The organism is Inhella proteolytica (genome assembly GCF_016093275.1).
Classification (GTDB): Bacteria; Pseudomonadota; Gammaproteobacteria; order Burkholderiales; family Burkholderiaceae_C; genus Inhella; species Inhella proteolytica.
Genome location: NZ_JAEDAK010000003.1, coordinates 282,893 through 294,732, shown reverse-complemented (window position 1 = coordinate 294,732; position 11,840 = coordinate 282,893). Strand labels below are relative to the sequence as shown.

At 64.7% G+C, this 11,840-nt stretch carries 10 protein-coding genes; 9 read left to right on the top strand and 1 reads right to left on the bottom strand.

What is annotated here, in order from left to right; all coding sequences use genetic code 11:
• Positions 1-14 precede the first annotated feature (14 nt).
• On the bottom strand, positions 15-1,085 hold the full coding sequence (locus tag I7X39_RS06415; protein WP_198110142.1) for a hypothetical protein: 1,071 nt from the start codon (positions 1,083-1,085) through the stop codon (positions 15-17).
• 274 nt (positions 1,086-1,359) lie between these two features.
• On the opposite strand from I7X39_RS06415, the gene I7X39_RS06410 reads away from it, so the two are divergent.
• From I7X39_RS06410 to xrtA, 9 genes are all read left to right on the top strand, one after another.
• Positions 1,360-1,983, top strand: a complete 624-nt coding sequence (locus I7X39_RS06410; protein ID WP_198110141.1) for an XrtA/PEP-CTERM system exopolysaccharide export protein — start codon at positions 1,360-1,362, stop codon at positions 1,981-1,983.
• A gap of 18 nt (positions 1,984-2,001) precedes the next feature.
• Positions 2,002-3,585: an XrtA system polysaccharide chain length determinant gene (locus I7X39_RS06405; RefSeq protein WP_198110140.1), complete on the top strand. Its 1,584-nt coding sequence runs from the start codon at positions 2,002-2,004 to the stop codon at positions 3,583-3,585.
• A gap of 15 nt (positions 3,586-3,600) precedes the next feature.
• Positions 3,601-4,563: an XrtA-associated tyrosine autokinase gene (locus I7X39_RS06400; RefSeq protein ID WP_198110139.1), complete on the top strand. Its 963-nt coding sequence runs from the start codon at positions 3,601-3,603 to the stop codon at positions 4,561-4,563.
• Positions 4,535-6,079: a TIGR03016 family PEP-CTERM system-associated outer membrane protein gene (locus I7X39_RS06395; RefSeq protein WP_198110138.1), complete on the top strand. Its 1,545-nt coding sequence runs from the start codon at positions 4,535-4,537 to the stop codon at positions 6,077-6,079. The genes I7X39_RS06400 and I7X39_RS06395 overlap by 29 nt, the downstream gene beginning before the upstream one ends.
• 77 nt (positions 6,080-6,156) lie before the next feature.
• Complete coding sequence (locus I7X39_RS06390; RefSeq protein ID WP_198110137.1) at positions 6,157-7,263, top strand: XrtA/PEP-CTERM system-associated ATPase; 1,107 nt, start codon at positions 6,157-6,159, stop codon at positions 7,261-7,263.
• Between the two features lie 11 nt (positions 7,264-7,274).
• On the top strand, positions 7,275-8,087 hold the full coding sequence (locus I7X39_RS06385; RefSeq protein ID WP_310739881.1) for an XrtA system polysaccharide deacetylase: 813 nt from the start codon (positions 7,275-7,277) through the stop codon (positions 8,085-8,087).
• 2 nt (positions 8,088-8,089) lie between these two features.
• A complete protein-coding gene (locus I7X39_RS06380; protein WP_198110135.1) occupies positions 8,090-9,145 on the top strand; it encodes a FemAB family XrtA/PEP-CTERM system-associated protein in 1,056 nt (351 codons plus the stop codon).
• Positions 9,142-10,338: a TIGR03087 family PEP-CTERM/XrtA system glycosyltransferase gene (locus tag I7X39_RS06375; RefSeq protein ID WP_198110134.1), complete on the top strand. Its 1,197-nt coding sequence runs from the start codon at positions 9,142-9,144 to the stop codon at positions 10,336-10,338. Before I7X39_RS06380 ends, I7X39_RS06375 begins: the two co-directional genes overlap by 4 nt.
• A complete protein-coding gene (gene xrtA / locus I7X39_RS06370; protein WP_198110133.1) occupies positions 10,335-11,813 on the top strand; it encodes an exosortase A in 1,479 nt (492 codons plus the stop codon). Before I7X39_RS06375 ends, xrtA begins: the two co-directional genes overlap by 4 nt.
• Positions 11,814-11,840 lie beyond the last annotated feature (27 nt).

Sequence of the window (11,840 nt, the reverse complement as noted above, 5' to 3'; positions counted from 1 at the left end):
GAAGTGCGCCAAGCTCAGGCAACTACGGAAGCGGCAGAGGGGCGTCCGGCGCGAACGGCGGGCGCAGCGGCATGACCCAGACGGAGGACGATGAACGGCGTCGATGCAGGCGTGAGTGAGTGCCAGCCTGCGGCCAACTTCGCCTGAAGCTTTTCAGGAACTGCTGTAGCACCCGCCAACGCGTAGAGCGGTGAGGCGGCCAGCACCTGGGCGGCGAGCCCCATGGCATTCGCGCGGGTCCAGATTCGCAACAGCGCCCGCCCTGCTGAGAGGGCCGCTTCGTGTTCCGGGCCAGTACCGCCAAGCACCACGAGGTGGGGTGCGGTGCGCGCCGGAATCGCGGCAGATCGCAGTCCCAGGACGTGGTGGACGCCGAGCAGGTTGAAAGCTCGCTGGACGCTCCAGTGGCGCATGAGCTTGAATCCTGGCCTCTCCAATAGGCCTACGGCGAGGGAGCCGGGGGGTAAGCCTTCCTCACATGTTTCCGTCCAGCCCAGGTCAAAGCGCACTGCGGAAAACAGCTCCTCATGCAGTTCCTTGTTGCGGAAACGTTCGACTTCAGCTGCTCGGATGAGCGAAGTGGCCTGGGCGCGCAACTCGGCAGCATCCATCCAGGAGAGGGAGGCGCCACTGATCGGTCTGAGTTCGTTTGCCAGGTCCGTCTGCTGAGTGGCGGTGAGCTTGGGTCCGCGGTAAAAGGGAGTCCGGTTGCTGTGCCGCCCGGCAAGGTACGCCCCCAGCGGGTCAGGGGCCTGGTGAGGGGTTCTGGTAAAGGTCAGCGACAGGGGCTCGGTGCCGCGGTCTTCGTGCCATTGAAACTGCATCAGAAGGCCCAACTCCGCACTGCGAGCCCGCAAGCTTTCGACGACGCAACCCAGTGAAATTAAGTCAAGCCGCCTGCGCGTGGCGGCAAGCTGGCCAAGGTCAGGGGTCCGAATCGCAGCCTGCAAGCCACTGAAATGGAGCCGCCAGCGAATCGAGTTGTCTGCCGATGGCGACGACGCGGCAGCTTGGGCCAGCGCCATGACTTCGGCCGGGGACAGGCTATCGGCTGGGTTGGAGTTGGGGGCGGGGAGCTCCGACATCGGTGTGGTCTAAGACAGGGTCGACAAGGATACGAGCAAGACTTGCGTGAGCCTGCTGCTCGCAAGTACTGAGGCCAACTTTCTGGGGGGGCCACTTGCGGTCGAGATGCCGCTTGGGGCCAGTTGAATTGCAGGGCTCACCCCTTGCATGGGTGGTCTCTCGAAGGCAAGGGGCGACAGACCGCGTGGTTCGCTATGGCATGATCCTCGGGCTCGTTCGAGGTGCCCCAGAGCGGGCGCCTCCGCCTCAAATCCCGCAAAGAAGGCACCTCAAATGAAGGCATGGATCAAGAGCCGACTCGGCTCTGCTGTCGTTGGTCTTGCGCTGGTCGTCATGACTGGCTGCTCCAGCACTGGCGCGCACCCGCCTGCACCGGTGCAGGCTGCTGTAGAGGATTACAGCTATGTCATTGGGCCTGGCGACAGTCTGAACATCGTTGTTTGGCGCAATCCAGAGCTTTCCATGGCGGTGCCCGTCCGCCCAGACGGCAAGATTTCTGCACCCTTGGTGGATGAGTTGCTGGTGCAGGGCAAGAACTCCAAGGAAGTGGCGCGCGAAGTAGAGAAGCTTCTTGGCAAATATGTGCGGGATCCGGTGGTGACCGTGATGGTGACGAGCTTCGTCGGGCCGTACAGCGAGCAGATCCGCGTGGTGGGAGAAGCGGCGCGCCCGCAGTTCCTGCCCTACAAGCAGAAGATGACGCTGCTCGACGTGATGATCGCCGTGGGTGGCTTGACCGACTTTGCGGATGGCAATGGCGCCACCATCCTGCGCACGAGCGATGCCGGCAAACAGTATTCGGTCCGCCTGAAGGACCTGATCAAGCGCGGTGATGTCAGTGCAAATGTGGAAATGCGGCCGGGCGACATCCTGATCATTCCGCAAAGCTTTTTCTAACTCGGACGCTGGTTAAGCATGGACCTCCTGTTGGCCCAGTTGTTTGGGGTGTTGCGGCGCGTATGGAAGTACCGCTGGATCGGTCTGAGCCTGTCTTGGCTGCTGGGCGTGATCGCGCTGGTGGTCGCCTTTGTCGTGCCCAATCGCTACGAGTCGAGCGCGCGGATCTATGTGGACACGCAGTCCATCCTCAAGCCGCTGATGTCCGGGATGGCGGTGCAGCCCAACGTCGAGCAGCAGGTCACGATGCTCAGCCGCACGCTGATTACGCGACCCAATGTCGAGAAGTTGGTGCGGATGGCGGACCTGGATCTGAAGAAGCAGACCAAAGTTCAGGCCGAGGCGCAGATCGAGCACTTGATGAAGACCCTGTCGATCTCCACGACCGGGCGCGACAACTTGTACACGCTGGCCTACAACGATCCGAATCCGGAAGTTGCCAAGCGGGTGGTGCAGTCGCTGGTGTCCATTTTTGTCGAGAGCTCTTTGGGTGCCACGCGCAAAGACACGGCCTCGGCCACCACCTTCATCAATGAGCAGATCAAGGCCTATGAGGCCAAGCTGGAAGAGGCCGAACAGCGCCTGAAAGAGTTCCGCTTGCGCAACCTCGAGATGGTCGCCGGTGATGGGAAGGATGCCACTTCCCGCCTTGCCGAGATGAATGCGCAGCTCGAACGAGCAAAGTTGGAGCTGCGCGAAGCTGAGAATGCCCGGGATGCCGCGCGTCGCCAGCTCGAAGGGGAGCGTGGACGCGGCAATGACCTCACGACGGCATCCATCCTGCAGGAGTCCAGCATCGCCGTGTCGACTCCAGAAATTGACGCGCGTCTGGCTGAGTTGCGGCGCAGCTTGGATGGCTTGCTGCAGCGGTACACCGAGCAGCACCCCGATGTCGCCTCTGTCCGGCGCTTGATCAAGGAGCTTGAAGAGCAGAAGCGTCGGGAAATGGCGGAGCTGCGCAAGCAGGCGCTCAACAATCCCGTTGGTGCTGCCAATGTCGGAAACCCTGTGCAGCAGGAGCTGAGTCGCATGCTCGCGACCGCAGAAGTCCAGGTGGCTTCACTGAAAGCTAGGGTGGGTGAGTACCAGTCGCGCTACTCGGCCGCGATGTCGGCGATGCGCACCGCGCCGCAAATCGAGGCGGAGGCTGCTCAGCTCAATCGCGACTATGCGATCCACAAGAAGAATTACGAAGACTTGGTGGCGCGCAGAGAGTCGGCCGCGATCTCTGGTGAGCTTGATGTGGCAGCGGGTGTGGCGGACTTCCGCTTGATTGAGCCGCCACGGGTGTCGCCGCGACCGGTTGCGCCCAACCGATTCCTGCTGTTGGGGGCGGGTCTTCTGGTAACGCTGGTGGGCGGAGTGTTTGCAGCCTTTGCTGCCAGTCAGCTGCGTCCGGTGTTCTTTGAGCCCAGTGAGCTGCGCAACAAGACCGAGCTGCCGATTCTTGGAGTGGTGTCGCGCTTGGTCAGTGATGCGGAGATCCGGCGTCTTCGGGTGGATCGGATTCGTTTCATCGGGGGGTCGATTGGATTGTTCGGCATGTTCGGTCTCGCCATGCTGGCGCTGGTGGTGCTGAATGCCCGGCAGGCCGTGGTTTGAGGGAAGGGGCAAAACATGGCCAGTCTGATTGAGCAGGCAGCGCAGCGACTAGAGCAGTTGCGCCAAGCGGGCGTCGTGCTTCCTGAAGCAACGCCAGTTCCGAGCCCGGCGGTTGCCGTGGCTCCGGCAGCCGGCACCGGCGGCGCGGCGGCGTCTGAGAGCGTCAAGGCGGCTGCCGTACCCCTGGCGGAACTGCCGCAACGTTCCAAACAGGTCGAATTGGATCTGGCCGCTCTTGGGGCCATGGGTCTGCTGACCCCCGGGGCGCCGCGCAGCTTGATGGCGGATCAGTACCGGGTCATCAAGCGGCCGCTGATCAAGAACGCGGTGGGGCAGGGGGCAGCCACGCTGAACCACGCCAATCTCATCATGGTGACCAGTGCGTTGGCGGGAGAGGGGAAGAGCTTCACCTCGCTGAACCTGGCGATGAGCATTGCGGCTGAGTTGGACCACACGGTGATGCTGGTGGATGCCGACGTGGCGCGCCCCTCGCTCCTGCGCATGCTGGGCCTGCCGCCCGGCCCGGGCTTGCTGGACGTGCTCGAGGATCGGGCGCAACTGTCCGATGTGTTGTTGCGCACGAATGTGGACAAGCTGACGCTCCTCCCGAGCGGCACACCCCATCCGCGCGCCACTGAATTGCTGGCGAGTGAATCCATGCGCGATTTGCTCAACGACATGGCGCAACGCTATCCCGATCGAATCATCATTTTCGATTCGCCGCCGCTGCTGTTGACGACTGAAGCTCGCGTGCTGGCCTCGCAGATGGGTCAAATCGTCATGGTCGTGGCGGCGGAAGCCACGCCGCAATCGGCGGTTCAGCAGGCACTCGCGACGATTGAGGCCCATCCCCTGAAGATGCTGGTGCTGAACCAGGTTCGCACCGATGCGCAGGGGGGCTACGGCTACGGCTACGGCTACGGCTACGGTTACGGCTACGGCTACGAGCATGAGGACCGTGGTGCTCAAGCGAGCTGAGCTGCTGTACTGGCTTGCGCCCCTAAGTCTTGTGGCTATGCCGGTCTGGGCACAAGAGGTAAACAGCACAGGGGCGGGCGGCAGCAGGTTGCAGATGCAGCTCGGCGCCAGTCTGCTGGTCAGCGACCAACTGGCCCGCAGTGAGAAGCAGTCGGCCAAGGATCGTGGCGCGCTTTTGATGGTGTCGCCCGGCGTCGTGTGGCGCTCCAACCGGGGTGCCGTGCAAGGGGCAGTCGACTACAGCCTCAACACCATCAAGAAGATCAAGACCGATACCGACATGCGGCAGATCCAGCACCAGCTGAAGGCCAGTGTGCGGGCATCGCTGCTGCCAGAGCATCTCAGCCTGGATGTGAACGGGAATATCGGGCAGCAGGCCCTGTCTGCGTTCGCTACGCAGAGCGTGGGTTCGCAGCCGGCAGCTGGAGCCAATCGTTCCGAAGTGGGCAGCCTTTCCGTGACACCGCAGATGCGAGTCCGCCTGGCCGGTGTGGCGCAGCTTCAACTGCGCCACACGCAGTCCGTCCAGCGGGTGCGCGGCACCTTGGCGGGCGATGTCAACGGACGCATCACGGCGCTCACGCTGAGTCCGGTACGGGATCGCGTGCTGAACTGGTCCTTTGATCTCAGCGACCAGCGCAGCACTCCGCGGCTGGGGCGGAGCACGCGGACCGAATTGGCTCTGATCGGTTTGAACTGGCGACCCGACGTTGATTGGCGGCTGGGGGCTCGCGCCGGACAGGAGCGCAGCAACCTGCTGGAGGGCCTCACTCGCACCGCCGATACCTACGGTGGCTCGGCGAATTGGCAACCCAGTGCTCGCACGGCTGTCGCCTTCAATTGGGATCGTCGCCTCGCGGCGGATCAATACAGCCTCAGCGCCAATCACCGCCTGCCGCGCTCGACGCTCGGGCTGAGCTACAACCGCAGCGTCAATTTGCCGGGCAGCTATTTGCTTGGAGAAGCGCAGACACGATACGACCAACTCTTCGCCCTGTACGCCTCGCGTGAGCCCGATGCAGCGCGCCGTGATCTGCTGGTGCGGCAGGAACTGGCTCGCCTTGGACTGGGTGTGGATGCTCCGGTCTCTGCGGGCTTCCTGAGCAGCAGCAGTTCCCTGAGCCATGCCCTGCAATTCAACTGGGCCTGGGCGCTGCAACGCTCGGTGTTCACTTTTGGGCTGAGTCAGCGCCGCACCGAGCGACTGGGATCGGCACCGGTTGCCACGCAGGACGATCTCGCCATCAGCTCCATGGTGAAGCAGCAGGGCATCAACCTGGCCTGGACGTACCGACTTGCGCCGACCCAGAGTCTTACCGCGCAATGGGTTCGGCAGCACAACCAAGGTGAGCGCGCCAGCTTGGATTCAACCCTGGACAGCGCCAACCTGATGTGGACCTTGCAATTGGGCCTGCAGACCCAGTTCAGTGCCAGCTATCGCCACAGCCGCTTTGAAGCCACTCAGCGTCCGTACGACGAAAACGCGCTGATGCTGACCTTGACGCAACAGTTCTGACATGAACCGCCCCTGGAACTTGCTGCTGCACGCCAACGCGGGCGCCTTTAGGCCACGAGCGCCCGGGTGCTATTGAGATGTACGAAGCCTTCTATGGCCTGAGCGCCAAACCCTTTCAGCTGAGCCCGGATCCGAGCTTCTATTTCGGCTCCAAGCAGCATCGCCGCGCCAAGGCTTATCTGGACTATGGGGTGCTGCGCAATGACGGCTTCATCGTCATCACCGGCGAGATTGGGGCCGGCAAGACCACCCTGCTGCGGGGCCTGCTGGACGGTCTGAACCGCGAGCAGGTGGTGATCGGCAACCTGGTCACCACCCAGCTGGATGCCGAAGACACGCTGCGCATGGTGGCCGCGGCATTTGGCGTCCGTGCCAAAGACCTGCCCAAGGCCGAACTGCTGATGACCCTGGAGGCCTTCTTCGTGGCGCAGGCCAGCCAGGGCAAGCGCTGTTTGCTTGTGGTGGACGAGGCCCAGAACCTCGCGGCTCGTGCGGTCGAGGAACTGCGCATGCTGTCGAACTTCCAGTTTGGCAATCAATCGCTGCTGCAGACTTTCGTGGTCGGCCAGCCAGAGTTCCGCCAGATCCTGCAGCGCCCGGAGATGGAGCAGTTCCGCCAGCGTGTGGCGGCCACCTGCCACATTGGTCCGTTGGACGAAGAGGAAACCCAGCGCTACATCGAGCACCGCCTGAAGTGCGCGGGAGCGACCGACAAGCCGACCTTCGATCCCGAGGCCTTCTTGGTCATCCACCGTGCCACCAAGGGCATTCCGCGGCGCATCAACACACTGTGCGACCGCCTGCTCCTGCTGGGTTTCATGCAGGGCCGCGTGCATCTGGCACTGGGCGACGTGGACGAAGTCCTGAAGGACCTCGCGAAAGAGTCCGAGCTGCCGCCGCCCTCGCGCCCCGTGCCGCTGGATGGCAGTAGCGAAGCCGCGCGTGCAGGCCTGGATTCGCAGAGCGGCGTCGATTTGGACCTCAGCCGTCTGAGTGCGCTTCCTGGGGCTCAGGGCGCGCAATTGCAGCAGGGCCTGGGTCAGCTGGTGCTGGACCAGCAGAACGATCGTCTGCAGAGGCTCGAACGCAGCCTGATGCGTCTGGAGCGCATCAACCTGCAGACGCTGCAGCTGCTGCAGAAGATGGTGGCGGCGATGACGGCGCCCGGAGGGCCCAGCTCTTGATGCGCAATGCGATGACCATTGACGTCGAGGACTACTTTCAGGTCTCGGCGATGGCCCCCTACATCCCGCGTTCGGACTGGGAGCGTATCCGCTGCCGCGCCGAAGACAACGTGATGCGCATCCTTTCCCTGCTGGAGGAGGCCGACGTCAAGGCTACCTTCTTCACGCTGGGATGGATCGCCGAACGCCATCCGGGGCTGGTGCGGGCCATTGTGGCCGGCGGGCACGAGTTGGCCAGTCATGGCTATGGGCACGAACGCGCCAGCGACATGAGCCCGGTGGCCTTTGCGGACGATGTGCGGCGCGCCAAGGCCCTGCTGGAAGACCTGGGCGGCGTGGCGGTCCAGGGCTATCGGGCGCCGAGCTTCTCCATCGGCGAGGGCAATCAGTGGGCGTTTGACGTGTTGGCCGAGGTGGGTTATCGCTATTCGAGCAGCGTGTACCCGATCGAGCACGACCACTACGGCATGCCCGATTCGCCGCGCTTCGCCTACTTGGTGCGCAACGGTCTGATCGAAGTACCCGTCACCACCTGCCGCATCGGAGCCCGCAACATGCCCTCCAGTGGCGGCGGGTATTTCCGTCTGCTGCCCTACCGCCTGTCGCGCTGGTTGATCCGCCGCGTCAACGAGCAAGAGCAGCAGGCGGCCGTGTTCTATTTCCACCCCTGGGAAATCGACCCGGATCAGCCCCGTGTCCGGGGCATCGATGCCAAGACACGTTTCCGTCACTACGTGAACCTGGGCCGGACCGAGGCCCGCATCCGTCGTCTGCTGGGAGACTTCTCCTGGGGACGGATGGACGAGATCTTCCTTCCCCATTGACCATGAGCGCCGTGCTGCAGGTGCGCCCGCTGGCGCTGGATCAGCCTGCCCAGGTCCGCGCCTGGGACCACTATGTGCGTGCACAGCCCCAAGCCACGTTCTTCCACCTGAGTGGGTGGGCGCGCGTGGTGCAGCGCGTCTGGGGGCACCGCTGCACCTTGCTGGCGGCGTGGCGCGACGACCAGTTGGTCGGCGTGCTGCCGCTGGGCGAAATCGACAGCCTGCTGTTTGGTCACAGCATCAGTTCCATGCCCTTTGCCGTCTACGGCGGCGCCGTGGGCGACGATGAGTCAGTCGTACAGGCCCTGGAAGCGGCCGCAGATGCCCTGGCCCAGCGTCTGGGCGCTGACCATTTGGAGCTTCGCCACTTGCAGCCCCAGCCTCGCCACCGTGACTCGCCGCAGCAGGATCTGTATGTCACGTTCCGCAAGGCGCTGAGCGCAGACCATGAGGCCAACCTACTCGCCATCCCCCGCAAGCAGCGCGCCATGGTGCGCAAGGGCATGGCCAATGGACTGCGAGCCGAGATCGATGCCGACGCCGGCCGCTTCTTCGAGCTGTTTGCCGACAACGTGCACCGCCACGGCACGCCCGCGATGCCGCGAGCCTGGTTCGAGGGCCTGCTGCAGGAGTTCGGCCGGGATGCCGAGGTGATGACGGTGCTGGCCCCCGATGGCCGGCCGGTTTCCAGCGTGCTCAGCTTCTACTTCCGCGACGAAGTGCTGCCGTACTACGCGGGCGACGACCTGGCGGCGCGCGAATTGGCGGCGAATGACTTCAAGTACTGGGCGCTGATGCAGCATGCCGTCGACCGCGGCGCGCGCCTGTTCGACTACGGTCGCAGCAAGCTCGGCACCGGCCCCTACAGCTTCAAGAAGAACTGGGGTTTCGAGCCGCAGGCGCTGAGCTATGCGTTCCGCCTGTACCGAGGGCAGGACGGCGTGCCGCAGCAGAACCCCAACAACCCCAAGTACCAGGCATTGATCCGGACCTGGCGGCGCCTGCCGCGCGCCGTGGTCGACCGGCTCGGCCCCTGGGTGGTGCGCAGCCTCGGATGAAGATCCTCTACTTGGTCCATCGCCTGCCTTACCCACCCAACAAGGGGGACAAGGTGCGCTCTTATCACTTGCTGCGGCATCTGGTGCAGCAAGGGCATCAGGTGCTGTTGGGTAGCTTCATCGATGACCCCGAAGACTGGCAGCACTTGCCCACCCTGCGCGCTCTATGCGCCGACCTCCATGTCGAGGGGCTGAGCCCCCGCTGGTCCAAGCTGATGAGTCTGACCGGCCTGTTGCGCGGCGAAGCGCTGGGCCTGAGCTACTACCGCAATCCCAGGTTGCAGCGGTGGGTCGATGCGCAGGTTCAGAGCGGCGTGGACGCGATCCTCGTGTTCTCCTCGACCATGGCGCAGTACGCGTTGCCGTACAACCGGCTGCCACTGCTGGTGGACTTCGTCGACATGGACAGCGCCAAGTGGCGCGACTACGCGCCTCGCCACGCCTGGCCCCTTTCTTGGCTCTATGCCCGCGAGGGGCGCGAATTGCTGCGTTTCGAGCGTCTGGTGGCCAAACGTGCACGCGCCAGCTATTTCGTTACGGATGCCGAATGCGCGCTGTTCCGTGCCGCCGCCCCTGAGTCGAACGAGCGGGTGCAGACCCTGTGCAACGGCGTCGATGCCGAGTTCTTCGATCCGGCGTTGGACTTGCCCAACCCTTATCAGCCCGACGAACTGCCGATCGTGTTCACCGGGGCGATGGACTACTGGCCGAATGTGGACGCGGTGCAGTGGTTTGTGGCGGAGATGCTGCCGCAGCTGCGGCAGCGGCATGCGGGCCTGCGCTTCCATATCGTCGGCCGCGCTCCCACCGCGGCGGTGCAGGCTCTGGCAGGCGAGGCGGTCCATGTCTCGGGCACCGTACCCGACGTGAGGCCCTATCTGCGTCATGCCGCCGCCGTCGTGGCGCCCTTGCGACTGGCGCGAGGTATCCAGAACAAGGTGCTGGAAGCCATGGCGATGGCGCGGCCCGTGGTGGCAGCGACCAGCTGTGTGGCCGCGATTGATGCGGTGGCGGGGCAGGAGCTCGCGCCAGCCGAGCGGGCGGAGGACTACGTTACCCAGTTGCTCGCCTGGCTGGACGCCCCGGGCCGGGCCGCCGAGGTGGGACGGGCGGCGCGTGAGCGGGTCCTGGCGCGCTATGCCTGGGGCGCACAGCTGGCGCGGCTGGACCGCGAGTTGGAGGCCTTGGCATGACGACGTGGAAGCGCTCGACGCTGGAGTGGCTGGTGCTGGTCGGCTTGATGCTGGCCCTGTGGTTTCCGGCCGCGTCCGGCATGGCGATGATTTGGTGGCGCAGCGACACCTACGCCCATGGATTGCTGGTGCTGCCGATCGCCGGCTGGCTGGTGTGGCGAGATCGCTCTCGCTGGCTGACCCTGACGCCGCGGCGCTGGGCCTGGGGCTTGCTGCCCCTGGCGGCCGCTGCCCTGCTGGCCCTGGCTGGCGAACTGGCGCAGGTGGCGGCGGCCAGCCAGTTCGCCGTCGTGCTGGCCCTGCAAGGCCTGACCCTGCTCGTGCTGGGCCCTGAATTGGGGCGGGTACTGGCCTTCCCCTTGGCCTTCCTGTTCTTCGGCGTACCGATTGGCGACTTTCTGCTGCCCTGGATGATGGGTTGGACGGCCGATTTCACGGTGGCAGCCTTGCGGCTGGTCGGCGTGCCGGTGTATCGCGAAGGGCTGCAGTTCGTCATCCCGTCAGGACATTGGTCCGTGGTGGAGGCCTGCTCGGGGGTGCGCTACCTGATGGCCTCGCTGATGGTGGGCACCCTGTTTGCCTACCTGAACTACGAGAGCCTGAGGAAGCGGCTGATCTTCATCGGGTTTGCGATCGTCACGCCTCTGCTGGCCAACTGGCTGCGGGCGTTCGGCATCGTGATGCTCGGGCACCTTTCGAACAACCAGTTGGCGACCGGGGTAGATCATCTGGTCTATGGCTGGGTGTTTTTTGGCCTTGTGATGGCGCTGATGTTTGTGCTGGGCGCGCGCTTTGCGGACCCGGAAGCGCAGCGGCCGAATGCGGTGAGGCAGGCGCAGGGTGTCGCCCGCCTGCCGATTGCGGGGCTAGGACTGATCCTGCTGGCCTTGCCGCCCGCACTGGCGCTGGCAATGCGGCATCCTGGGCCGCCGCTGAGCGAATCGCGGTGGACTCCGCAAGTGCCGGGCTGGCAAGCCGCCCCTGCCGCGGAGGACTGGCATCCGGCGATCGAGATGCCGCAAGCCCTGCTGCGCCGAGGCTTCGCGGGCGAAGCGGGCTTGGTCTGGGTCGACCTGGCCTACTACCCGAGCCAGAAGTTCGGCTCCAAGGCGGTCAGTGGCGAAAACGTGCTGGTGCGGGCCGACGACCGCGAATGGCAGGTGCTGAGCCGTGGCACGGAAGGCTGGCAGATGCGTCGCAAGGGCGCGGGCGAGGAGCAATTCCTGCTCCGACGCCTGCACTGGGTGGATGGTCGCTTCATCGAGAGCCCCGCCGCTGCCAAGCTCGCCCATGCCTGGGCCCTGCTGAAAGGGCAGGGCGATGCCGCCGCGCTCGTGCTGATTCGCACCGCCTCGGAGCCACAGGCTGCGCAGCGACTGGACGCCTTCTGGACGCAGGCGCAGGCCCCCTTGAATGCATGTCTGCAGACGACGGTCCGAGGCCCGCAGGGTCACAATGCCGGCCGCTGCCGGTAGCCCATGTTCTTCGGGCTCAGCCGGCCC